This window comes from Amycolatopsis sp. YIM 10, from assembly GCF_009429145.1.
Classification (GTDB): Bacteria; Actinomycetota; Actinomycetes; order Mycobacteriales; family Pseudonocardiaceae; genus Amycolatopsis.
In genome coordinates this window covers 3,846,950-3,869,991 of record NZ_CP045480.1, presented here as the reverse complement: position 1 = coordinate 3,869,991, position 23,042 = coordinate 3,846,950, and the positions used below count along the sequence as shown (strand labels likewise).

The following is a 23,042-nucleotide window of genomic DNA, read 5'->3' as shown; positions in this document are numbered from 1 at the left end:
ATCAGCATCAGCGCTTCCAACGCCATGCCCCTCGTCCATCGCCACAGTCGACGACACGTCACACAGAGTTATCGAATCGTGAGCTGTCTCCATCGCGGTCCGGAAGGTCAGCCCGCGACTCTGGGGTTCCAGTTTCGCCGGAGCGGGCTGCTCTCAGGCACGACCTGCTCCACCATCGCGGCCAGTTCGCGCCGTCCGCGGTGCAGCATCGGCAACACCGCAGGTATGGGCGTCGAGCTGGGGAACGGCATATCGGCGACCAGGTCACGGAACCCGAAGTCGGTGGCCAGCCAGCGAGCCAACGCACGGAGGTGTTGTGCCACCCTCGTTCTCATGTCAGTGCGGGCCAGGTCGAGCCGATAGTCAGTGCCGTCGATCCCGACGGCCGCCAAAAGACCCGACCGCCGGACGAGGCACGGGTAGCAATGGCCGCAATTGAACTGGCCTTGGTGGGAATAACGAGCACTGCTGGGATCGCCGCAACTGACGGTTCGAGCGAGGTCCTCTGGCGAAAGTCCTGCGTCGAGAGCCTGGCCGCACACTTCACCCTTCGTGCACGACAGCAGCGGATTGACCACCTCGACGGCGCCGCCGAGACCGCGGATCAAGCGGTTCGTCAACTCCAGCGTCCACGGGTGGACCGACCGGGTCGAGAGACCGGCCAACCGGTTCGGGGTCAGCGGCGGGTTGATCGCGAGCTGCCCGTTCTCCGGCGCCTTGACCTGACCGACGCGGTGCGCCGATGCCGCCGCCACCGCCGTCGCCAGGTAGAGCAGGCCCCGCGTACGTGTGCTGCGCTCGAGCTTTCCGGGCCCCGAAAGCACCCGCTGGCCGATCTGCACCAGCTTGATCGGCCGGTTCCGGATCCGGTCGAGGCACCGGCGGACCTCTTGCTGCCGGGCGCGTATGTTGTCGTCGTAGCCCATCAGCAGCAGGGTGCCCGCGTGCGCCCGCACCGCGGCTTGGGCCGCATACGAGGTCGAGTCCAATCCTCCGGAGAAGAGGGCTACTTCCGAGGCTCGCTCTTCGTAATCCAGCCACTGTCGGTAAGCGGCACCCCCTGCCACGCGAACGTGCCACGTATCGCTGGTCAACGTGGCCAGCAACGTGGAGAGGTCCGCCAGTTGTGCCGGCCCCCAGCGCTCCGGCTCCGCGACCTCGACCGAAAGGTCGACCGTGCGCGACCAGCCGTCTTCAGTTCGCCGGTCGTAGCGCTTGTCCACCAGATAGACGGCGCGTGCCACTTGCAGAAGGTCGCGTGCCCAGGGCTCCGCGGGACCGGCCAGCGCCATCCCCTGGTCGAGCCGAGCCTCCCGATCGTGGAAGTCGGCGTCGGAAAGCGGCTCACGATCGAGTTCCACGCGCCGGCCGTCAGCGGTGAAGCCGAACCGCCGACCAACGCCGGTCACGCGTCCGCCCTGGGTAGCCCCAGTGCCACGGTCACTGCTTCTGGCAGCATGTCGCGGGCCAATTCGCTGATGGAACGAGGATCGTCCAGGTGCCGATCCTTCTCGGCACAAGGTGTGGGAAGCACCGCCGTGATTTGCTCGGCCACCCAGTCCGCGATCTGGCCGCTGGGGTCCACGAGCACGAGCGCAGGAACGGTCAACTTCACCTTTTCCGCGATGACCGCCCGAACGAACTCGGCCACAAAATCAGCGAAGAAGAGCCGGTAGATCTCACAGAAAAGGTCGTCGGGAAAGCTCCAGCCTGAACCTTCTCGCTCAATCACCTTCGCCGCCACCGGGCTGGCGAGGATCCTCTCGGCGCAGGCCGTGGCGGCCCGCCGCACGACGGCATCCGCGATCGTCGTGCCATCACCGGCTACGACGGTAACGAATCGGTAGAGGAACCATTCCTCCCGAGTGCCTGGCCAGCCGGAATCAGGCACCGGGTTCACCGGCCCGTCGGTTCCACCGAAGCCTTCGAGCGCATCGATCAGGGAGCCGCCCGCCCGGGCCATTGCCCGCTGCAGACCGTAGGCATCTGGATTGTCACCCACCGCCGCGGTGAGCGCTTCCAGGCAACGCCGTCCTCGTTTTGCCGCTGACTCGTCCGAAATCGCATGTTCTTCCGGCTGCCGTGGTCCAGGAATGTCTGCGGCCGACATGGCCATGCCTTCGGCCGGCCGAAGCCGCGAGACACTCCGCGACACCGTCTTCCACGCGGCCGTCTGCGGTCCGGACCATCTGCTTGAAGTACCCACGCAAGCGCTCCCCGTGCCGGCGACCACATCAAGGCTACACACAGAAAGCCGCCATGCAATAGCCATAAGTAATAACACCTGTTCGGCCTAACCACGTCGTTCCGGAGAACCCCCTTTGATCCCCACCGTCGGCGCCGCTATACCCGAAAGGAAACCAACCACCCGATCGCGTTAAATGTGGTTGGAGCTTCGAACGAACCGGGCGAGGCCGATCCCGAATCGTAAGTTCGTCGCACGTGCAGCCCATCCGCCCACCACCTGGCGTACTTCGTCCAGTGAGTCGGAGAGTTCGAGCCGGCAATCGGTACCCATGCTGCCGGAGCGACATGGTGCACCTGACCGCGGGGCAGCACGGCAAGTTCCTCGGCTGTTCGGAATGGCTTCCCGACGACTCGGGGTGCAACGCCGCCTGGTGAACCAATGGTTCCCGACCCCCAGCCCGAGTTCGTCGTGACCCCATCGGCCACCCTTGTTCGCGTCGGCTCAAAACCGACGCACCCAGTCGCCCCTGGCCCACTGGCGGGCTATCGTGGTCCTCTTCGGCCTTGCCCTGATCGTCGTATTTCTCATAGGAATCATTGGCGCGATCATCGAATTGGTATTCGGATCGCCAGCCCAGTGCCCTCGGCCCTTGCCTTTCGATATCGGCGATTGAAGTAATTCCCGAACCCGGTGGGCCAGTGGCTCAAAGGCCCAGAGCACCCACGAGCAGCGCGGCAACGGCATCCCGGTTTTCCGGGGTGTCCTGCCATCGCAGGCGCCGCCCGGCTTCGACCACCGCGCCGAACGCGGCGTGCACCAGGATCCGGGCTTGGCGCGAGTCAAGGGCCGGGCGGGCTGAGCGTAGGTGCTGCTCCCACGTGGCGATGTGCTCCCGTTGCGCGGTCACCAAGGGGCGCCGCAAATTTGGTGGCAGGCCGACCAACTCGGCATTCGCGACGCTCGTGAGGGCTGTGTGCTCGAAGCTGTACGCCACATAAGTCGCGCTCAGGGTGGTTACGGCCTCGTGGGGGTCGGCGACTCCCACGAGGTTCTGCTCCACCGCTTGCGCCAGCAAGCCCGCGGCCTGGAGGCAGGCCGCGGCCAGGATGTCCGCCTTGCCCGGGAAATAGCGATAAATAGCCGACGGGACCAAGCCCACCGCCTCGGCGATCTTCGCGTTGGTGACGTTGGTGAAGCCGTCCTGTTCGAAGAGGGTGATCGCGGCCTCGAGGATTTCCGAGCGCCGCGTGCGGGCGGCGGGCTGGGTGGGTAGTTCGACCTGACGGCCGCTACCGGGCGTGGTGGGGTCGGTGGCGATCACCCGCGTGGCCGAGGCGACCAGCAGCTCCTCCAAGCGGCGCTGCGCGATCGAGACGCGGTGCATCGTGATGGAGCCGATCGCGCCGAGCGCCGCGGCGGCCCTCAAATATCCCTCGGGCAGGGGGTGTTCGCGTCGCGCCACCTCGGTGACGCGCTCGACGATGTGGCCGAACTTCCCCGCCAGCAAATGGCGATCGTCCCGGTCGAGGAACCTGGCCTCCCACCGGTACAAGCCGCCCGAGGCGCGGTGGGTCACCGTGAGCTGGGTGACGGCGGTGAGCACGTCGGCCAGCGTTCCCTCGGGGGGCACGCCGTCGATCGCGGCGACCAGCCCGTCCACCATGAGGTTCGCGCACTCGGCGAACAGCGCGTACTTGTTCGGGAAGTGCCGGTACAGCGCCGCCGCGGTGATGCCGACGGCGCCGGCGATCTCCTCCATGGACGCCGCGTGGTAACCGCGCTCGCTGAACACCCGCCCCGCCGCGGCGACGATGAGCTGCTTGCGGTTGCGCGGCCGGACGGCCGCCGTCGACCCGGTGGTCACAGCGGCACCCCGGCCTGCGGACGCGGGAACGAGGCCATACGCGTCAGTGAACCATGAACGTCGCACGGCTAGGTCCCAATGTGACTCCCGATTGACTTTCCGCCATCGACAGCGAACCGATTCAGCCTTGAACGAGGCTTGCCGACCGGTGACCCGCCTCGCTATGTTAACGAGGAGTCTCGCATGTGATCAGGCGGCAGCGCTCCATACCTATCGAGGAAGCTAGGTAAGTAAATGAGCAATCTCAGCAGGAGGAACGTACTGTCACTCGGCGTCGCGCTGGGACTGGTGGGTGCGGCGAGCACCGTTCCCGGCCTGGCCTCGGCAACGGCAGGCAGCGCGGGCGCCGATCCGTGGTGGGCCTGGGACGACGAGATCGACGGCATCATGGCCCGGATCCTCGATTCCGGCGGGGTTCCGGCGGTCAACACCGCGATCAAGCCGTGGGTGAACAACAACCACGCGCTGCCGAGCGGACTGCCCGGCGAACTCGCCACCTACCTCGCCAAGGCCAACAAGCTGCCGTCCTGGGCCGACCAGGCGAAGCTGCGCCTGGCCGCCGACTTCAACCGGCGCAAGGACACCTACCTGTTCATGCTCTACGGCCTCGGCAGCGGCATCATGAGCACGGTCATCCCGCGCGAGGCCAAGTCTGTCTACTGGTCCGCCGGCGGCGCGGACATGCAGGACCGCGCGGCCAAGACGTTCACCTTCGGCTACGACCTGGCCGACCTGAACGCCTTCGAACCCAGCGGCCAGTTCGTGGTCACCGCCAACAAGACGCGCCTGGTGCACGCCGCGGTGCGGCACCTGCTGCCGCAGTCGCCGCACTGGTCGGCGGTGGCGGACGAACCGGACCGGATCCCGATCAGCAACGGCGACATCCTGGTCACCTTCCACAGCCTCGGCACGTTCGTGCACAAGAAGCTCAAGGACTGGAAGGTGCCGATGACGGCCGCGGAGGAGGACGCCTTCCTGCACTCGTGGCAGGTCGCCATCCACCTGCTCGGCGTGCGGCGGGAGTTCATCCCGCAGACCTGGGCCGCCGCGTACGCGCAGTCGGAGCAGGCGCTCACCCCCATCCTCGCGCCGTCGTTCGAGGGCAAGGAACTGGCCGAGGACCTGCTCGGCCTGACCGCGCAGGTCGACCTCGGCGTCACCAGGGGCTTTCTCAACGAGTTCGTGCGCTACGTGCTCAGCGACGAGATCGGCGACTGGCTCAACCTGCGTCGCGACTACGCCGCGAAGGCCCTCATCCAGACCGGGTGGCCCGCCTACATCGCCTTCCGCGAAGGCCTGATCCCGGTGATGCCGGTCGGTTTCTACCTGTTCGACCAGCTGATCCGCGCGCTCGCCATGCTGTTCCTCAACAAGGTCACCTCACCCACGACCACGCCCATCACCATCCCGACCGGTAACCGGCCGGGAGCCTGAGAGCCGTCAGCCGAGTTCGGCGGCGTAGGCACGCAGGAACAACGCCTCGCTCAGGGCCACGGCCGCGATCTCGGCGGGATCCACGCTCTCGTTCGGCGCGTGGATCTGGGACCGGGGATCCTCCACGCCCATCAGGATGATCTCCGCGCCAGGATAGGTCTCGGCGAGCACCGTGCAGAGCGGGATCGAACCGCCTTGGCCGAGAGTGGTCGGCGGGACACCGTACGCCTCGGCCATGGCCTTGGCCATCGCCCGGTGGGCCGGGCCGTCGACGGTGGTGGTGAACGGCGCGCCCGCCGCCTCAGTCCGCACGGTGACCCGGGTGCCCCAGGGGGCCGCGGCGCGGAGGTGCCCGGTGAGCGCGACCTCCGCGTGGCGGATGTCCGTGCCCGGCGGGACGCGGAGGTTCAGCCGGGCCGCGGCCCTCGGCGCGATGGCCGCCGCCGAACCCCGTGCCGCCGGGCAGTCGATGCCGAGGATCGTCACCGCGGGCCGGGCCCACAGCTGGTCGGCGACGCTGCCGTCGCCCAGCAGCGACACCTCCGGCAGCACTCCCGCGTCGGCGCGGAACCGCTCGGCCGGGTACGGCTCGCCGTACCACGTCTGTCCGGCGGGCAGGCCGGCGATCGTGGTGTTGCCCGCGTTGTCCCGCAAGGTCGCCAGTACCGCGACGAGCGCGGCGAGCGCGTCCGGGGCCGGACCGCCGTACATGCCTGAATGGACCGCCGAAGTGAGCGCTTCCACGGTCAGCACCACGTTCACCATGCCCCGCAGGCTGACCGTGACCGCCGGGCGGCCCACCGCGGCGTTCCCGGTGTCGCAGACCAGGATCGCGTCGGCGCGGAGCAGGTCCGGGTGGTCGGTGACGAAGTCCTCCAGCCCGCCGGTCCCCTGTTCCTCACTGCCTTCCACGACCAGCTTCAGGTGGACGGGCACGTCCCCGCCGAGCGCGCGCAGCGCGGTCAGCCCGGCGATGATGTTGCCCTTGCAGTCCGCCGCGCCGCGGCCGTGCCATCGACCGTCCACTTCGGTCAGTTCGAACGGCGGGGTGCGCCAGGCGGACTCGTCCATCGGCGGCTGCACGTCGTAGTGGGCGTACAACAGCACGGTCGGCGCGGCGGGATACCGGCACCGCCGGGAGCCGAGGACCGCCTGGCTGCCGTCCGCGGTCTCCACCAGCCGTGCGTCGCCGAAACCGACTCCGGCGAACGCGTCGCGGACCCACTGGGCGGCGCGCAGGCACTCCCGCGGTGGGTACCGCACCGGGTCGGCGACCGACTCCAGGCGGACCAGGTCGGCCAGATCGAGGCGGGCCAAGGACATCAGTCCCCTCACGTGCGCGCGCAGTTCCATGTTCACTCCGAAATCCCCGCGGCACGAAGGCCGCTGACGTATTCCTCGAATTCCGACAACCGGTCCGGGCAGTAGATGGTGACGACCGCGAGCTGGCCCTCGACGAGCTTGGCCCCGGCCACGGCCGGCCGGGTGCCGGGGCCGCCCGCGCCGGTCGAGAGCACGCCGAGCGACGCGGCCCGCCGCGCCGCGCCCGCCGGGTCCGCGCAGACGGGGCCGCCGTCGTCACCGAACAGGCGCACCACCTGGTCGCGCTCCGGCACCGCGGTGCCCAGCTCCGCCAGCGCGGCGATCAGCCGGTCCGCCTTGTCCTCGGCCGCGCGGTTCACCTTCCCGGCGCGCCACGCCGCCACCGCCAGCGCCATCAGCACCACGGTCAGCGCGGCGACGGCGGTGTAGAGCACGACGCGCCCCCGCGTGTCCTTCCGGCCGGCGGTCATGACTCCTCCTCCGGCTGCCGCCACGACGGTTTGCGGAAGCGGTAGAACAGGAACGGGACCACCAGCCCGAGTCCGATCGCGCCGCCGCCGACGATCAGGACGTACCCGGCGGTGTTGCCGGAGCCGAACTGCGACGGCGGGATGAAGCCGACGAGCAGCGCGGCCAGCGAAGCGGTGAAACCGACTCCGCACAAGCCGGTGAGCAGGGGCGCGCGGTACCCCCTCGGGTGGTCGGGTTCCTTGCGGCGCAACCGGACCGCGGCCACGAACAGCAGCAGGTAGGTGATCAGGTACACCTGCGTGGTGATCACCGAGAAGATCCAGTACGCGCTCGAGACGTCCGGGATGAGCGCGTACAGCAGCGCGATCGCGGTGGTGACCGAACCCTGTGCCACCAGGATGTTCTGCTGGACGCCGTACTTGTTCCGCTTCTGCAGCACCGGCGGGAGGTAGCCCTCCTTGCGGGAGATGAGCAGCAGCCCCTTCGACGGCCCGGCTAGCCACGTCAGCATCCCGCCCAGCGAGGCGGTCACCAGCATGACGCCGAACACCGGGGTGAGGAGCTGCCAGCCGAACTGGGCGAACACGGCGTCGAAGGCCTGCATCACCCCCGCGGTGAGCGAGAGTTCGCCGGTGGGCACCACCCAGCTGATCGCCAGCGCGGGCAGGATGAAGATCAGCAGTACCAGGCCCATCGCCAGGAACATCGACTTCGGGAACTGCTTCGCCGGATCACGCAGCGACGAGACGTGCACCGCGTTCATCTCCATCCCGGAGTACGAAAGGAAGTTGTTCACGATCAGCACCAGGCTGGCCAGGCCCGCCCATTCGGGCAGCAGTTCGCCCGCGTTCATCGGCGCGGCCGGGGCGTTGCCCTGCCCCAGGAACACGAAGCCGAGCGTGACCAGGACGACGCCGGGCACGAGCGTGCCGACGATCAGGCCACCGCTCGCCAGCCCGGCGACGCCCTTGGTGCCGCGCGAAGAGATCCAGACCCCCGACCAGTAGGCGACCACGATCACCGTCGCGGTCCAGAGCCCGTTGCTCGCCAAACCGGGATCGAAGACGTAGGCGAGGGTGCTCGCGACGTAGCCGAGCAGGCTCGGGTAGTAGAAGATCGTCATCGCGAACTGGCACCAGACCGCGAAAAAACCGCCGGACGGGAAATCCCCCGCGCGACCCAGTTGTAGACCCCGCCCTTGAAGCCGGAGGCCAGTTCGGCGGAGACGAGCGAGGTCGGCAGCAGGAAAACCAGTGCGGGAACCAGGTAGAGGAACACGCACGCCAGCCCGTAGACCGCCATCGTCGGTGACGGCCGCAGGCTGGCCACGGAGCTGGTTGTCATCAAAGCCAGTGCCACCCAGGAAATCCACGCCACGGGCGGGCGGGTGCGCTCGGCGGAGAGGTCCGGTGACCTGTGCTGAGTCATGGGATCAGCCTCCGGGTGACGCGGTGCCGGGCGCCTCCTCCGCCGCGTGTGAACGAGCCACCCGGCGGCCTTCTATTCGACCTATTCGACGACGCCGAGAGCGTGGTCGGTGTCGGTGAGCCGCCGTCCCCCGTCCGCGGTGACGGTGACGATGTCCTCGATGCGCACCCCGAAGCGGCCCGGCAGGTCGATGCCGGGCTCGATGGAGAAGCACATGCCCGGCTCGAGCCGCTGCTCGGACCCGGGCAGCAGGTACGGCGGTTCGTCGGTGGTCATCCCGACCCCGCGGCCGGTGCGGTGGGTGCACCGGCCGCCGTAGCCCGCGTCGCCGATCACCTCGCGGGCTACGCGGTCGAGGTGCCCGCACCGGACGCCGGGCCGCACCGCTTCGAACGCGGCCTGCTGCGCGGCGCGCACGACCTCGTGCACCCGCCGGAGTTCCGCGTCCGGTTCACCGACCGCGACCGTGCGGGTGGTGCCGGAGCCGTAGCCGCACATCCGGCCGCGGAGGCCGAGCACCACCGCGTCGCCGTGCCCGAGCACCCGGCCGGTGGGCCCGTGGTGCGGGCAGGCACTGCGGGGTCCGGACCCGACGAACGCGCGGTCGACGCGCTCGTGGCCGAACCGCCGCAGCGACCGGGTCAGGTCCGCGGCGATCTCGTCCTCCCGGCGGCCCGCGAAGGGCGTACGGAGGATCTCGGTGTACGCCGCGTCGGCCGCCGCGCCCGCGGCGGCGAGCCGGAACAGCTCGCCGCCGTCCTTGACCGCGCGAAGTTGCGGCAGGCAACCGGAAAGCCCCCCGTACCGGCTTCCCGGTGCCGCCCGCCGCAGGCGCGACGCGTGACTGGCCCGGACGGCGTCGGACACCGCGAACACGCCGCCCGGCTCCAGGTACTCACCCGCCACCGCACAGGGATCTTCGTCCCAGGCGGCGACCTCGATCCCGAGCGCCGCGGCGGTCGCCGCCACGCCGTCCCGCTCCCCTTCCGGGACGAGCAGCGCCGGGCGCCGGTGCGTGGACAGGATGAGCAGGACTAGCCGTCCGGGCACCCGCTCGTACCCGGTCAGCCACGCCAGATCCGGGCCGGGTGCGACGAGCACGCCGTCCAGCCCCGCCGCCATCGCGCGCCGGATCGTGCGGCCGATCCGGCGCGCGTGGTCGGCGGCGGTGAACGGTGGCGGCGGCCACCGCGACCCGCTGTCGTCGTCGATCGTGTTGTCTCGCTTGATTTCCACGGCCCCAAGCTAGGCAGGGCCCGGCTTCGAGGTGATCATCCCGCACAGGTGAACCGGGCCCGCCCGGTGGCGCCCGCGACGAGGCACGGCAGGCGCTCATCGGGTGGTCCCAGTGCACCTCGGTGGTGTCCACCACCGGGCGTACCGTCGCAGCCAACCGGCCGCCACCCCGGTCAGTACGTCGTCTCCTCGTCCGCGAAGACCTCCCGCAGCGCCTCCTCCTGTTGCGACGTCAGGCTGGTGAACAGCAACTCCGGCGGGTCGTCGGTGAAGACGTCCTTGATCCGGTCGAGCACCGCCTCGGAGGTGAGCAGGAACAGCGCCGACGTGCCAGGGGTGAGCCGCTCCTTGATCCGCCGGATGAGGTCGTCGTCGATGCCGACGTCGCTCAGCGCGCCGCCCGCGGCGCCCGCGGCGGCACCGATCGCCGCACCCGCCAGCGGCATCAGGAAGAGCAGGCCGAACAGCATGCCCCAGAACGCGCCGGACAGCGCGCCACGGCCGGCCAGATCGTGCAGTTGCCGCAGTTTCGGCCGCCTGCGGTCCGGTGGCCAGGCCACGACGGCCGCGTCGTGGACGACCACGAGCCGTTCCCTGGCCAGTTCCTCCACCTCGCGCGCCGCGAGCTTCGCCCCGTCCGGCGAGTCGAACCGCCAGATCGTCAATGTGGTCATGGTCGATGTCCTTTCTCCGATTTCGCGGCCCGCAGCAGCGCGGCCGCCCATTCCGCCCGCGGGTCGACGTCGACCAGCACGGCCATCACCAGCAAGGTCGCCGGCACGGCGAGCAGCGCGCCGAGCGGCCCGAGCACCCACGCCCAGAAGACCAGCGACACGAACGTCAGCACCGTGGACAACCCGACGGCGTCCCCGACGTACCGGGGCTGGACCAGCGACTGCAGCACGAAGTTGAGCACCACGTACACCGCCACCACCCCGAGCGTGGTGCCCCAGCCGCCGCCGAGCAGGCCGAGCAGCGCGGGCGGGACGACTCCCAGCAGGAACCCGACGTTCGGGATGTAGTTGGTCACGAACGAAAGCAGCCCCCACAGCACGGGCAGCGGAATTCCCAGCCACAGCAAGGCGATCGTGTCCAGCACCGCCACGGCGGCGCCGAAGGTGGTGGTGACGGCCAGGAACCGGCGGGTCCTGGCGGTGAATCCGGTGAGCGCGATGCGGGCCCGCGGCCGCGCGCGCTCGACGGCTTCGAGGCGGCCGCCGATGGTGCCGGTCTCCATGCTGAAGAACAGCAACAGCGCCAGCAGGAACACGACGCCGGTGGTCGCCGCGGTCAGCTCCCCCAGCAACGCGGCCGCGGCCGAGGCCAGCTTGCCGGGGTCGATCGAGTGCACGAGTGCGTCGAGCTGCTCCGGCCCGACTCCCAAGGCGCGCAACCGGTCCGCGGCCTCCGCACGCAGCGCGCGCACCCGTTCGGTGTAGCCGGGCAGCAGTGCGGCCAGTCGTACCAGCGAAACCACCACCACCGCGGTGAACACTCCGAACACCCCGTACACCGCGGTGACCAGCGTGGTGGTGGCGAGCCAGGCGGGCAGTCCACGGCGGCGCAGCCACCGGTGCACCGGGCTGACCACGATCACGATGACCAGCGCGAGCAACGCCGGCGCCACCAGCCACGCCGCCGCCCGCACCCCGGTCACCACGACCACCGCCGACGCGGCGCCCAGCAGGACCACCAGCCCCCGTGGCAGCGGCCCGCTCACCCGTCCACTTCGCCACCGCGGACGATGACCGCCCAGATGACGACCACGCACAGCCCGATCACGAGCAGCGACCACAACGGCTGGACCGCGATGAAGGCGATCTGCGCGGCGGCGTTGAAGATCAGCAGCACCACGGTGATCACCCTGGCCCACACCGCACCCCCGAGCAGGGCGGCCCCGGTGAGCACCACCAGCACCCCGATCACGGTGTGGATCCAGGCCCAGCCGGTCAGGTCGAACGCCAGCACCGCGTTGGGCGCGACCAGGTAGTAGTCGTGGGTGAGCAGCCCGGCCAGGCCTTCGATCACGTTGAACGCGCCGATCAGCACCATCATCGCGCCGGCGAACGCGATCCACCCGCTCCGCACCGCGCCGTCGCCGTGCCGGGCGGACCGGCGGGGTGCGCGCGACAGGCGCCACTCCGCGCTCACGTCGGTGACGTCGCCGACGTCACCCGCACCGTAATGCTGGTGCTCACTCATGTGCTTTCCTCTCGTCGGTGAATTTCCCGGCGCCGTCACCGTCGCACCGGCACCGCCGGGATCTCTTCGCCCAGCGCGGGCGAGACCGAATGGCGGTGGGGAATCCGAATCGGGGCGGCGGCATTACCCGGCACCCTGCGCACTAATGCAGATCGCGCGCTCGCGAAACCCGCCGGTGGAGACCATTCACCCGGCACGGGCGAAGTATCTCCCTTCGGCGCGGCAGCACGATGGCCCAGTCGGCAGGCAGCAGCGGGCCGTCACAGCGGAGGAGGCCGGGATGAGTGGTTCGGGCAAGCGCGGGCGCACCGGAATGGCGGTGGCGGGGGTGGTGGTGTCGCTCATGCTCACCGCACGGGAACCCGGTCACGCGGAAGGGGAAGTTCCCGGTCCGGCCGCCGCCGAAGTAGTCGTCGCCGAATGCCTCGGTGCTTTCACGAAGCTGGCCAGACTGGTATTCCTGCTGGCCGCGGCCGCCCCGGAAAGATAACGCACCGTCACTGTTTTCTCCATGAGATTTTCTCCATGAAGCCGATCAGCGCGCGAAACAGGGAGAACAATGCAAATGGCGCAGGTGCACGGTACCGCTTTCACCAGCCGTGCCGTACCGCACGGGGTGAGACCGCGGCCGCACGAGATCGCCCGGCCCGCGGTCGTCGCGGCGGCCAAGATCCGCATCCCCTCGGCCCCACCCGCGGTGCTGGTCCGCGAGCGGCTGCACACCCTGCTCGACGCCGCGGTGGCGGACGCGGACACCGGTCCCTCGGTGACGGTGGTGTGCGCGCCGGCCGGTTCCGGGAAGACCACCATGCTCGCGACCTGGGCCAGGCACCGGGTCGAGAGGTCCGGCGCGCACGTCGCCTGGGTTTCGGTGGACGCCGAGGACAACGATGTCGTCCTACTGTGGACAGCCGTGGTCCGCGCGCTGGAGAACGCCGGTGCCTGGCCGCCGGGCGCCGGGCCGACCCCGCCGCCCGGCGAACCGCACGGGTCGTTCATCGCCAGACTCGGCACCGCCGTCGAGCGGCTGGCCAAGCCCGTCGTGCTCATCCTCGACGGGGTGCACGACCTGCACTCCGACGGGGCGGTGCGCACGGTGGACTTCCTCCTGCGGCACTGCCCGGCCGGCATGCCGGTGGTGCTCTCGGCCCGGTTCCCGCCGCCGTTGATCCTCCCGCGGCTCCGGCTCGAAGGCCGGCTGCGTGAGATCGGGCCGGACATGCTCACCTTCACCCCGGTGGAAGCCCGCCTGGTCTACCTCCGCGACGGCGTCCGGCTCACCGACGGCGAACTCGCCCTGCTGATGGAGCGGACCGAGGGCTGGGCCGCCGCCCTCCGCCTCGCCGCGATCAGCCTGGACGCCGAACGGCCGGGCGGGGAACTGGTCGACCACCTCACCGGCGAGGACCAGTTCGTCGCCGACTACCTGTTCGGTGAGGTCGTCACCCGCCAGCCGGAGGACGTCCAGCGGTTCATGCTCGCGACCTGCGTCTGCCGCACCTTCCCCGCGCGGCTGGCCGCCAAGCTCTCGCGGCAGGAGAACGCCGGTCAGATCCTCGACTGGCTGGAGCGCACCGGCGTGGTCACCGTCTCCCGCGACCGCGACGGGCGCCACTACCGGTACCACCCGCTCCTGCGCGGCTACCTGCGTGCCGAGCTGGGCAGGCGCGAGCTTTCCGCGCTCCACCGGCTGCACCGCACCGCCACCGGCTGGTACCTCGCCGCCGGCGACGAACTGCGGGCGATCGAGCACGCCGCCTGCGCCGGCGACAACGACCTGCTCACCCGGCTGCTCGCGAAGTTCGGCCTCGCGCGGGTGCTCGCGGGCGAGCACCACCGGCTGGGCCGGGTGCTCGACGCGGTGCCACCGCACGTCCGCGGCAGGCCGTCGGTGGCGCTCGTGGCCGCCGCGACCTCGCTGGAGCTGGGTGACGTGCCCGCCGCGGACCACGTGCTCCGGTCCGTCGACGGTGCCGCGTACCCGTTGCGCACCCAGCGCCTGCGCGCGCTGCGCGCCACCATCGAGGTGCACCGGGCCCGTTTGCGCGGCGACACCGGCGAAGCGCTGACCGCGCTCAAGTCCACCAGGGCGGGCCAGACCGGTGATCTCGACGTGGATCTGTTCGCCTTCCTCAACCGCGGTATCGCGGCGGTGTGGGCGGGCAACCACGAGGCGGCCGAGGCGGATCTGACCGAAGCACTGCGGCTGGCCGTCACCGAGGGGCGGGACGCGGCGCGATTGCAGTGCGAAACCCAGCTCGCCGCGGTGGCCGCCGCCAAGGGCGACCTGGCCACCGCGGGCACGCGGGCGAGGGCGGCGATCGCCATCGCGAAGGATCGGAGCTGGGAAGGCACATCGCGGTGTGCCCACGCCTACGCGCTGTTGTGCGCGGAGGCCTACGAGCGACTGGAGGACAAACGAGCGGCGCGGCTCGCCGAGCTGGCCACCGAGCTGCTGGCGGAGGAGGTCGACCCCAGCATCGAACTGTTCGTGCGCACCATCGGCGCGCTGGTCGAGTTCGGCACGGCCGACGACCCGCACCAGGTGGTGACCACGCTGCGGGAGCACTGGCAGCGGCTGGGCGGCCGGTCCATCGTGCCGGCGCTGGTCGCCTACGCGGCCCCGGTGCGGCAGCGCATGGCGCTGCGGGTCGGCGAATACCCCTGGGCGGCCGACGTCCTGCGGGAGGTGACCGACCTGCTCGGCGACGGCGGCGAGCAGGCGCTCCTGCGCGCGATCCTGCACGCCCACCGGAGCAAGACGGGTTCGACGCGACGGGTGCTCGAGCCACTGCTGACCCAGCGGCTACCCGTGGTCTCCCCGGCCACCCTTGTCCACGCCTGGCTGCTCGAAGCCCAGCTCACCGCCCGGTGCGACGAGGAGCACCGCGCCCACGAGGCGCTCACCGAAGCCCTTGCGCTGGCCGCACCGCACCAGGCGCTGCGGGCGTTCCGCGAAGCGGGCCCGTCCATCCGCTGCCTGCTCGCCGGCGGAGCGGGCCGGTTCGGCAGGCTCGACGCGTTCGCCGCCAGGGCGCTGGCCGAGATCCCGGTGACCGCCGCCGATCCCACGGACGGGCTGACCGAGCGGGAACAGGCGCTGCTGACCGAACTGCCGTCCATGCGCACGGCCGAGGAGATCGCGCACACGATGTTCGTCTCGGTGAACACCGTGAAGACCCATCTCCGCGGCATCTACCGCAAGCTCGGCGTCAACCACCGGCGCGACGCGATCACCGTGGCCCGCACGCGCGGCCTGCTGTGAAATCCGCTGAAGGTGAGGGAAAAGTGTCCGCACTGGTACTGCTCGCGGTGCTGCTGATCGGCCCGCTGCTGCTGGAACGGCTGGAGCGACGGGTACTCCCGGCACCGGCACCGTCCACAACGGACGATGAGGGAACGTGAGCGTACCCGCGATCCGCCGCCGGTGACGACGAACGGGAGGCACCCGTGGTGAAGGCAGGCGGCGCGCTCGTGGCGACCTGCGCCTCGACGCTCGTGGTGAACGCGAACACCTCGGCCGTCAGCATCCTGCTGCCTGCCATCAGCGAGGACGTCGGGGTGGGCGCGGCCACCCTGCAGTGGGCGGTGACGGGCTATTCACTCGTCGGCGCGGCGGTGATCGTGACCGGCGGGGTGCTCGGTGACATCGCGGGACGGCGCCGGGTCTTCGTCGGCGCGCTGCTGTTGTTCGTCGTGTCCTGCGTGCTGATCGCGCTGGCCGGCACCGGCGCCGGGGTGATCGCCGGGCGCCTGCTCCAGGGCGCGGCGGGCTCGACGCTGGTGGCGTGCGGGCTGAGCCTGCTCTCCGTCGCGACCTCCGGGCCGGCGCGGGTGCGTGCCGTTTCGTTGTGGGGCGCGGCCTCCGCGATCGGGGCCGCCGCCGGGCCGCTGGCCGGCGGCGCGCTCACCGGCTCGGCCGGCTGGCAGTCGCTGTTCTGGATCGCCGCCGCGATCGCGGCGGCCTGCGTCCCGCTGACGGTGCGCACGGTCGCCGAGTCACGCGATCCGGATCGCCCGCGTGCCGTCGACTTCGCGGGCATGCTGCTCGTCGCCGGGGCGCTGGTGCCCTTCGTGCTGGCACTCAGCGAAGGGCCGGACTGGGGCTGGGGTTCGGCGGCGACGCTGGGCTGCTTCGCCGCCTCGGCCGCCGCCCTGCTCGGGTTCGTCGCGGTCGAGCGGCGCGTGCGGGCCCCGCTGGTCGATCCGCGGTTGCTGCGCAATCGCGTGCTCGTCGCCGCCACCGCGGCGATCCTGATCGTGGCCGGTGCGCTCAACGGGCTGATGTACGTGATGAGCCTGTACCTCCAGGATCCGGCCGGACCGGCGATGAGCCCGCTGGCCGCCGGGCTCGCGACGCTGCCCGCGGCGGCGGGGCTGGTGGTGGTCGCCCCGTTTGTCAGTCCGCTGGCCACGCGCCTCGGCACGCGCACCGTGGTCACCATCGGATTCGTGCTCACCACCGCCGGATTCGCCCTGTTGACGATCCGCTCCACCGCGGCCGGTTACGCGGGATTCGTGGTGCCGCTCATCGCGATCGCGGTGGGCATGGGTTTCGCCAACGGGTGCGCGTCCTCGGCCGCGACCGCGGCGGTGCCGGTGCACGAGGTCGGTGCGGCGTCGGGCATCTCGAACATGGCCCGCTACGTCGGGGCCGCCCTGCTGGTCGCCGCGACCGCGGCGAGCTACGGCACCGCGCCCGGCGCCGGCGGCCTGGCCCGATCGGCGGTGCTGCTGGCCGCCGTTTCGGCGCTGGGCATCGTGCTCGCGCTTTGCTACGGTCGCCACCGCCCGTCGCCGCCGGGCGCGGCGAGCCGGGTCGCCGCGGCGGCAGGCGTCGCGCACACCATCCCGGGACGCTGAAACCACCTTGCGCGGGAGGTCACCGATGCCGGTCGTGCCCCGGTGGCCGGACGTGGCGTTGGCCCTCGTCCGGCCACTGGTGACGACCGCCCTGCTGCTCACCGGGTACTACCTGCTCCCGGTCGACCGGGGGCTGAGCGGCTGGCACGCCGTCGGCCTGATCGCCGGGCTGTGCCTGGTGATCGCCGTGGTCGCCTGGCAGGCCAGGCTGATCTCACACGCGAAACACCCGGCGCTGCAAGGGATCCAGGCGCTCGCGCTGAGCGCGCCGCTGTTCCTCCTCCTCTTCGCGAACCTCTACCACCTGCTCTCGTACAACCTTCCTCCCAGCTTCACCGAACCGCTGACCAGGACCGACGCCCTCTACTTCACCGTCACGGTGTTCGCCACCGTCGGCTTCGGCGACATCGCCCCGGTCAGCCAGACCGCCCGCGTCCTGGTCACCGTGCAGATGGCGGGCAACCTGCTGGTGCTGGGCGCGGCGCTGCGCGTCATCGTCACCGCCGTGCGGCGCAGGCGGGCTCAGGAGTAGTTCACCGAGAACTGGTTCGTGCGGAAGTCGAGGCCACCGCTGGACGAGGTGATCTCGTAGCCGAACTGGGCCTGGCTCAGCGTGACGTCACCGAACCAGGCGCGGGCGCGGATCCAGTTCATGATCGCCAGGATGTCCACCGTGCCGGCGTTCGTGTTCGACCGGCGGAGGAAGGAGAACACCTGCGCCGAACCGTTGGAACCGCGGTAGACGGCCCAGTCGTGCCCGCCGACGGTGGCGTTGGTCTGGAACGACCCGATCGGCCCGATGGGACCGGTCTGGTTCATCCAGAGCATGATCTCGTAGGCGTGGCCGTCGGCCCAGATGTCGTAGGTGCTGGTGTAGGCGCCACTGCCGGGAACGGTGACGTTGAAGCTGCTGGTCACGCTGTTCAGCGAGCTGAGCCGCCGGTTCACCGTCCGGGACGCGTTCGGGTACGACTTGATCCCGCCGGTGTTGGGATGGTTCGCCCACACTCCCCAGTTGCTCGGCGAGTTGGCCCAGATGGTCTGCGGGCCACCGCCATTGCCCCAGATGTTGTTGTAGAGCGTGTAGCCGCCGTTTTCCCAGGTGCCCCAACGGTCACTGGAACTCCAGGTCGCCGCCATGGCGGGGGCGGGCATGGCGGTGAACACCAGGCCCGCCACGAGAGCGGTGACCACCGAGCGAGCGATTCTGAACATGGCCGACTCCTTTGTCGCTGTTCCGATCATGACTGTCGAAGCGCTTCGACAGTCACGGTGGAACAACGGTAGAACAGCGGCTCCGGCCTTGACCACCGAACTCCGGCCCACCGCACAACGGACCGGCGCCACACCATCAGGGCTTGGGCAGCGAGGTGAGCGCGCGTTCCGCGGCGCCCGCCGCCCCGGTTGCCTTCTCCAGGGCTTTTTCCGCCGCCGCAACGGCTTTGCGGACCTCGCGGTGCCTCTGCTTCAGTTTCGCCAGTTCCTTTTCGAGGTTTTCCACGCGTGTGCCGAGTTCTTCGGCCTCCGACTCCAATTCGGACAGTTCGCTCGCGGCCCTGTCCCGCTCGGCGGCCGTGCGCTTGGCGCGTTCTTCGGCGTGGGCCCGTTCCTCGCGGCGACGGCGTTCGGCTTCCGCGCGCTTGGCGGCCAGCTCGTCGTGCACCGGCTTTTTCTTCTCGGACTCGGGTTTCTCCCGCGCGGGCTTGGCCGCATTCTTGGGGGCGGACGACGTGGGAGGCACAGCCATCAGCCACATGTCGGTCAGGTCCGGGGTCAGCGCGCCGCTCAGCCGGGCGGCGGTCAGCTGCGCCGCGGCCTCTTCCCCGGCGACGGCCGCTTCCAGGGAACTTTCGATTTCCCGCGTGATCGGCTCGCTCATCGCGACGCCCTCGGCTCGCGCCACCTCGAGGGCCAGGCCGAGCAGGCGGTTGATCTGCTCGCGACGCCGATGCGAAAGCTCCCGGATGTCGTCACTGGCCAGCGACCGGTGCGCCTCCCGCAGCGACTCGCCCAGTTCGGTCAGCTCGCCGATCTCGTCCGGGTGCTCGACCACCAGCCGGTTCGTCAGCCACGCCGAGCTGGTCGGCTTGCGCAGCTCCTTGATCCGCGCCGCCAGGTCCCGATCGCCCGCCTTGCGCGCCTCGGCCGCCAGCTCGTTGCGGCGGCCGGTGAACTCCTCACGCGACCCGGCGTACAGCTCGGCGGCGACTGCGTCGAAATCCATGCCGTCAGCAAAACACAGCTCACTCGAACCGGGCTGTGTCCCCGGCGCCGCGCCGCACGATTTCCGGCACCCCTTCGGACAGGTCGATCACCGTGGTCGGCTCGGTCCCGCACTCCCCGGAGTCCAGCACCGCGTCCACCTGGTGGTCCAGCCGCTCCTTGATCTCCCAGCCCTGGGTCATCGGCTCCTCCTGGTCCGGCAGCAGGAGCGTGCTCGACAGCAGCGGCTCCCCCAGCTCGGCGACCAGCGCCTGGGTGACCACGTGCTCGGGGATGCGCACGCCGACGGTCTTCTTCTTCGGGTGCATCAGCCGCCGCGGCACCTCCTTGGTGGCCGGCAGGATGAACGTGTAGCTCCCCGGCGTCGACGCCTTGACCAGGCGGAACACCGCGTTGCTGACGTGCACGAACTGCCCGAGCTGGGCGAAGTCCTGGCAGACCAGGGTGAAGTGGTGCTTGTCGTCGAGGCCGCGGATCTCCTTGATCCGGTCGATGCCCGACTTGTTGCCCGGCCGGCAGCCCAGCGCGTAGCAGGAGTCGGTCGGGTAGGCGATCAGGCCGTCTTCGGTGATCAGCCGCACGACCTGGCTGATCGCCCGGCGCTGGGGGTTCTCGGGGTGCACGTCGAAGTACCTGGCCATGGCCGGAGCATAGAGACGGTGATCGGTGACCGCCGGTCAGGGTCCGGCCGCACCGGCGGTGTCCTTGTCGGCGGCTGCCCGGGCCCGTACCGTTCTCGGTGACGCCGTCACGATGAGCGATCGTGCGCACACACACCCGAGCGAGGTACTGCCGTGGAGCGAACCGCCACCACCCTGGCCGTGCGGACCGCACGCCCGGCCGCGGGCGTGACCGTGGTCAGCGCCGACGGCGAGATCGACCTCGGCACGCTGACCACCTGGGACAACGCGCTGGCCGCCGCCCTGCTCCACCCGCCGGAGGTGCTCGTCGCCGACCTGTCCGAGGTCGATTTCCTTGGCAGCAGCGGGATCGCCACCCTGGTCATGGTGCAGCAGGAGACCGCGGCGCGCGGCGTGGACTTCCGGGTCGCCGGTGCCACCCACGCGGTGCGGCGCGCGCTCGAGGCGACCGGCGTCGGCGAGGTGCTGCGCCTGTACGGGACGGTCGAGCAGGCCGTGCGAGGCGGGGAATTGAGTCAGACCAGCACGGGCAGCGACTCGACCCCGTAGACCACCGACACCTTCCGGAACGCCAGCTCCTGCACCGGCACCGCCAGGCGCAGCTCGGGGAACCGCCGGACCAGCGCCGGGTAGGCCGCGCGCAGCTCCATCCGCGCCAGTTCGGCGCCGATGCAGCGGTGCACCCCGTGCCCGAAGGCGACGTGCGAGGTCGGGCTGCGGAAGGCGTCGAAGTCCTCCAGCGCCGGCCCGAACTTCGGGTCCCGGTTCGCCCCGCTCAGCGAGACCACCACGACGTCGCCCTGGCCGATCCGCACCCCGCCGATCTCCAGGTCCTCCCTGGCGAAGCGCGGGAACGCGGCCTGCACCACGGTCAGGTGGCGCAGCGCCTCCTCGACGAAGCCGTTGATCGCGGTGTCGTCGTCGTGGATGCGCTTGAAGGTGTCCTGGTCCTGCAGCAGCACCAGCGCGCCGAGCGCCAGCATGCTGGCGGTGGTCTCGAAGCCGCCGGTCAGCACGCCGTCGGCGAGGCCGGCCAGCTCCTGGTCGTCGACCTCGTCGCCGTGTTCCTTGATGATCTGGCCGAGCAGCCCGTCACCCGGGTTCTCGCGCTGCCCGCGGACCACGCCGAGCAGGTACTCCAGCGACTCCGAGATCGCGCCGAACGACGCCTCCGCGCCGCTGAACAGGTCGAACCGCGACACGCTGAGGTGCTGGAACGCTTCGCGGTCCTCGTACGGCACGCCGAGCAGCTCGCAGATCACCAGCGACGGGATCGGCAGGGCGAACTCCTGCACCAGGTCGACCGGGCCGTGGGCCGAGGCTTCGGCGATCGCGTCGAGGCGCTCCTCGATGATCCTGGCGATACCCGGCTTGAGCCGCGACAGCCTGCGCATGGTGAATTCGGGGGTGAGCAGCTTGCGCAGGCGGGTGTGCACCGGCGGGTCGGCGAAACCGAGGCCGCCGGGATTGGCGTCGGCGCTCGCGCCCGCTTCGCCGACCAGGTTGTTGAAGTCGTTGCTGAACCGGGTGGAATCGGCCAGCACCGTCTTGGCCTCCTCGTATCCGGAGACCAGCCACACGTTCACCCCGAACGGGATGTCCACCTTGCTGATCGGCTCGCTTTCACGCAGCCGGGCCAGCTCCGGCACCGGGTCGAGCCCGTTGCGCCGCAGCGGCATCAGGGCCGAGTCCGGGAACATGCCCATTCTCGACAGGTCGAACCCCTTTTTGCGTACCCTGCTGAGATACCGGCGTGCCAGCCAGGCACTCACTCGCGTCCGAAGCTGCCCCACCCGGCCGACGGTACCCCTGACTCCGGCAAACCGCCCACACCCCCCGGCGTCTGTGCGTCAACCCACAAGCTCCCGGACACCCGCGATTCACCCGGACGTGGAAGGAGGCCACGACCCGCTGGGTCGCGGCCTCCGGTCTGGGACAGCCCCGTTACTTGACGAAGTCGTCGACCACCTTCGGCGGCCAGATGCCGACGTTGAGCACGCCCATCGAGTACGCCCGCGAAACCAGCGCGGCGCGGTTGGGCACCTTCAGCTTCCGGAGCAGGCCGCTGACGTGGTACTCCACGCCCTGCCTGCTCAGGTACAGCCGCGAAGCCAGCGGAATGGTGGAGAACCCGGCCGCGATGCCCTCCAGGATCCGGGCGTCCATTTCGGACAGGATCTTCTTGCGGTTGGTCACCACCCCGGCGTCGGCGGCGCCCTGCGCCGGGCGCATCATCACCAGGATCGTGGTGCCGCCACCGACCTCGGGCGCGCCACCGCGCACCGCGACCCCGGTCAGCGTCGCCGGGAAGGCCACGCCGCCAGCCCGCACCAGCACCACGTGCGCGGCGAAGCGGTGCCGCTTGCCCTCGACCAGCCCGGCGAACTGCCGTCGCAGCGCCTGCTGCATGCTCGGGTGCACCAGCTCGGTGAACCCCCGGCCGCACACGTCCGCCGAAGCCATCCCGAACTGGCGGAAGAACTCCTGGTTCGCCTGCTGGATCCGCAGCGCGGAGTCCAGGCACACCATCAGCCCGGACTTCTCGGCGTGCGCCTGGGCCTCGGTGTCCACGGTCAGTTCGTGCTCCAGACCGCGGACCGGTGCCCGGCCGGCTTCCGCGAGTGCTGCACTCGTCATGGTGACTGCCCATCCCTTCGCCTCGTCAAGAACCCCGACGCCGCCCCGGTGCCGCCGATCCCCGTTGTCGAAACGGTGTTCAAAAACAGTGTTTCGATCTCCGGCGACCGAGTTCGGCGATGCGTTCCCGCCCCGCGTTTCTTAGAGCGCTCTACGCCGTCAAGTCGTATTGAAAACTATCCACCGAAAGAGCGGGGCGTCAATGAAGGCGGTAACTGGTGGAGAAGCCTGTGGGAACTTGTCGAAGTAGTACGGGCCGACACCGCCGGCTTCGGTGGTTCGGTACGGCCGGTCCGCCCGAACCCTGCTCCCACCGGCGGACATCAGGCCGTTCACCTGGGAACTGTCCGGCCGACCGAACCGTACCACCGACACTGTCGGCACCGACACCGAACCATGCGGGCGGTGCACCGGTGGATTGGCCACCCACTCGGCCACCACTGTGAAATCGTGCTCGGAACGAGCGGATTGCCATTGAGTTTACCGGCGGGAAACGCGAGAACTTCCCTAGCCGGTAAGTGAGCTGGGGCAC

General features: G+C 70.3%; 20 protein-coding genes and 1 pseudogene. 6 read left to right on the top strand and 15 right to left on the bottom strand.

What is annotated here, in order from left to right; translation table 11 throughout:
- Positions 1–107: 107 nt before the first annotated feature.
- From YIM_RS18715 to YIM_RS18705, 3 genes are all read right to left on the bottom strand, one after another.
- Positions 108–1,409, bottom strand: a complete 1,302-nt coding sequence (locus YIM_RS18715; RefSeq protein ID WP_153031578.1) for a 7-cyano-7-deazaguanine synthase — start codon at positions 1,407–1,409, stop codon at positions 108–110.
- Entirely contained in the window at positions 1,406–2,110 is a 705-nt protein-coding gene (locus YIM_RS18710; RefSeq protein ID WP_153031577.1) for a hypothetical protein, read from the bottom strand. Before YIM_RS18710 ends, YIM_RS18715 begins: the two co-directional genes overlap by 4 nt.
- 781 nt (positions 2,111–2,891) lie before the next feature.
- Positions 2,892–4,052, bottom strand: coding sequence for a TetR/AcrR family transcriptional regulator (locus YIM_RS18705; RefSeq protein WP_153031576.1), 1,161 nt, complete (start codon positions 4,050–4,052; stop codon positions 2,892–2,894).
- 234 nt (positions 4,053–4,286) lie between these two features.
- Here YIM_RS18705 and YIM_RS18700 point away from each other — a divergent pair, with 234 nt between their 5' ends.
- Complete coding sequence (locus tag YIM_RS18700; RefSeq protein ID WP_153031575.1) at positions 4,287–5,486, top strand: oxygenase MpaB family protein; 1,200 nt, start codon at positions 4,287–4,289, stop codon at positions 5,484–5,486.
- A 6-nt stretch (positions 5,487–5,492) separates the two neighbouring features.
- Here the strand turns inward: YIM_RS18700 and YIM_RS18695 are convergent, their stop codons facing one another.
- The 7 genes and pseudogenes from YIM_RS18695 to YIM_RS49180 form a co-directional block, all read right to left on the bottom strand.
- Complete coding sequence (locus tag YIM_RS18695) at positions 5,493–6,839, bottom strand: dipeptidase (RefSeq protein WP_153031574.1); 1,347 nt, start codon at positions 6,837–6,839, stop codon at positions 5,493–5,495.
- Between the two features lie 2 nt (positions 6,840–6,841).
- Entirely contained in the window at positions 6,842–7,279 is a 438-nt protein-coding gene (locus YIM_RS18690) for a hypothetical protein (protein WP_153031573.1), read from the bottom strand.
- Positions 7,276–8,624, bottom strand: a pseudogene (locus YIM_RS18685) (APC family permease). The gene YIM_RS18690 and the pseudogene YIM_RS18685 overlap by 4 nt, the downstream one beginning before the upstream one ends.
- Before the next feature lie 165 nt (positions 8,625–8,789).
- Positions 8,790–9,944: an aminopeptidase P family protein gene (locus YIM_RS18680; RefSeq protein ID WP_228004813.1), complete on the bottom strand. Its 1,155-nt coding sequence runs from the start codon at positions 9,942–9,944 to the stop codon at positions 8,790–8,792.
- A 173-nt stretch (positions 9,945–10,117) separates the two neighbouring features.
- Entirely contained in the window at positions 10,118–10,618 is a 501-nt protein-coding gene (locus YIM_RS18675) for a DUF1269 domain-containing protein (RefSeq protein WP_153031572.1), read from the bottom strand.
- A complete protein-coding gene (locus YIM_RS18670; RefSeq protein WP_228004812.1) occupies positions 10,615–11,664 on the bottom strand; it encodes an AI-2E family transporter in 1,050 nt (349 codons plus the stop codon). The genes YIM_RS18675 and YIM_RS18670 overlap by 4 nt, the downstream gene beginning before the upstream one ends.
- The gene (locus YIM_RS49180) at positions 11,661–12,146 is read right to left on the bottom strand and encodes a hypothetical protein (protein WP_228004811.1); all 486 of its coding nucleotides are present in this window, start codon (positions 12,144–12,146) and stop codon (positions 11,661–11,663) included. Before YIM_RS49180 ends, YIM_RS18670 begins: the two co-directional genes overlap by 4 nt.
- A gap of 280 nt (positions 12,147–12,426) precedes the next feature.
- Here YIM_RS49180 and YIM_RS18660 point away from each other — a divergent pair, with 280 nt between their 5' ends.
- From YIM_RS18660 to YIM_RS18645, 4 genes are all read left to right on the top strand, one after another.
- The gene (locus YIM_RS18660; protein ID WP_153031571.1) at positions 12,427–12,636 is read left to right on the top strand and encodes a hypothetical protein; all 210 of its coding nucleotides are present in this window, start codon (positions 12,427–12,429) and stop codon (positions 12,634–12,636) included.
- Between the two features lie 75 nt (positions 12,637–12,711).
- Positions 12,712–15,411 carry a LuxR C-terminal-related transcriptional regulator gene (locus YIM_RS18655; protein ID WP_153031570.1) on the top strand — a complete coding sequence of 900 codons (2,700 nt, stop codon included), beginning with the start codon at positions 12,712–12,714 and terminating at the stop codon, positions 15,409–15,411.
- A 185-nt stretch (positions 15,412–15,596) separates the two neighbouring features.
- Entirely contained in the window at positions 15,597–17,009 is a 1,413-nt protein-coding gene (locus YIM_RS18650; RefSeq protein WP_153031569.1) for an MFS transporter, read from the top strand.
- Between the two features lie 25 nt (positions 17,010–17,034).
- Positions 17,035–17,541 (top strand): potassium channel family protein, encoded by a 507-nt coding sequence (locus YIM_RS18645; protein ID WP_153031568.1) that lies wholly within the window; start codon positions 17,035–17,037, stop codon positions 17,539–17,541.
- On the opposite strand, the gene YIM_RS18640 is transcribed toward YIM_RS18645, so the two are convergent.
- The 3 genes from YIM_RS18640 to YIM_RS18630 form a co-directional block, all read right to left on the bottom strand.
- Entirely contained in the window at positions 17,532–18,224 is a 693-nt protein-coding gene (locus YIM_RS18640) for a hypothetical protein (RefSeq protein ID WP_153031567.1), read from the bottom strand. The genes YIM_RS18645 and YIM_RS18640 overlap by 10 nt on opposite strands.
- A gap of 136 nt (positions 18,225–18,360) precedes the next feature.
- On the bottom strand, positions 18,361–19,233 hold the full coding sequence (locus tag YIM_RS18635; RefSeq protein WP_153031566.1) for a hypothetical protein: 873 nt from the start codon (positions 19,231–19,233) through the stop codon (positions 18,361–18,363).
- 19 nt (positions 19,234–19,252) lie between these two features.
- Positions 19,253–19,873, bottom strand: a complete 621-nt coding sequence (locus tag YIM_RS18630) for an L-threonylcarbamoyladenylate synthase (protein WP_153031565.1) — start codon at positions 19,871–19,873, stop codon at positions 19,253–19,255.
- A 153-nt stretch (positions 19,874–20,026) separates the two neighbouring features.
- Between YIM_RS18630 and YIM_RS18625 the strand changes: the two genes are divergently transcribed.
- On the top strand, positions 20,027–20,422 hold the full coding sequence (locus YIM_RS18625; protein ID WP_153031564.1) for an STAS domain-containing protein: 396 nt from the start codon (positions 20,027–20,029) through the stop codon (positions 20,420–20,422).
- On the opposite strand, the gene YIM_RS18620 is transcribed toward YIM_RS18625, so the two are convergent.
- The gene (locus YIM_RS18620) at positions 20,389–21,666 is read right to left on the bottom strand and encodes a cytochrome P450 (RefSeq protein ID WP_228004810.1); all 1,278 of its coding nucleotides are present in this window, start codon (positions 21,664–21,666) and stop codon (positions 20,389–20,391) included. The genes YIM_RS18625 and YIM_RS18620 overlap by 34 nt on opposite strands.
- Before the next feature lie 151 nt (positions 21,667–21,817).
- Entirely contained in the window at positions 21,818–22,510 is a 693-nt protein-coding gene (locus tag YIM_RS18615) for a LuxR C-terminal-related transcriptional regulator (protein ID WP_153031562.1), read from the bottom strand.
- Between the last annotated feature and the right edge of the window lie 532 nt (positions 22,511–23,042).

Excerpts from the sequence above, each read along its gene's own strand:
- YIM_RS18700 (WP_153031575.1), top strand. The coding sequence starts at position 4,287 with ATGAGCAATCTCAGCAGGAGGAACGTACTGTCACTCGGCGTCGCGCTG.
- YIM_RS18655 (WP_153031570.1), top strand. The coding sequence starts at position 12,712 with ATGGCGCAGGTGCACGGTACCGCTTTCACCAGCCGTGCCGTACCGCAC.
- YIM_RS18645 (WP_153031568.1), top strand. The coding sequence starts at position 17,035 with ATGCCGGTCGTGCCCCGGTGGCCGGACGTGGCGTTGGCCCTCGTCCGG.
- YIM_RS18675 (WP_153031572.1), bottom strand. The coding sequence starts at position 10,618 with ATGACCACATTGACGATCTGGCGGTTCGACTCGCCGGACGGGGCGAAG.
- YIM_RS18710 (WP_153031577.1), bottom strand. The coding sequence starts at position 2,110 with ATGTCGGCCGCAGACATTCCTGGACCACGGCAGCCGGAAGAACATGCG.
- YIM_RS18660 (WP_153031571.1), top strand. The coding sequence starts at position 12,427 with ATGAGTGGTTCGGGCAAGCGCGGGCGCACCGGAATGGCGGTGGCGGGG.
- YIM_RS18635 (WP_153031566.1), bottom strand. The coding sequence starts at position 19,233 with ATGGATTTCGACGCAGTCGCCGCCGAGCTGTACGCCGGGTCGCGTGAG.
- YIM_RS49180 (WP_228004811.1), bottom strand. The coding sequence starts at position 12,146 with ATGAGTGAGCACCAGCATTACGGTGCGGGTGACGTCGGCGACGTCACC.
- YIM_RS18615 (WP_153031562.1), bottom strand. The coding sequence starts at position 22,510 with ATGACGAGTGCAGCACTCGCGGAAGCCGGCCGGGCACCGGTCCGCGGT.
- YIM_RS18640 (WP_153031567.1), bottom strand. The coding sequence starts at position 18,224 with ATGTTCAGAATCGCTCGCTCGGTGGTCACCGCTCTCGTGGCGGGCCTG.
- YIM_RS18695 (WP_153031574.1), bottom strand. The coding sequence starts at position 6,839 with ATGGAACTGCGCGCGCACGTGAGGGGACTGATGTCCTTGGCCCGCCTC.
- YIM_RS18690 (WP_153031573.1), bottom strand. The coding sequence starts at position 7,279 with ATGACCGCCGGCCGGAAGGACACGCGGGGGCGCGTCGTGCTCTACACC.
- YIM_RS18630 (WP_153031565.1), bottom strand. The coding sequence starts at position 19,873 with ATGGCCAGGTACTTCGACGTGCACCCCGAGAACCCCCAGCGCCGGGCG.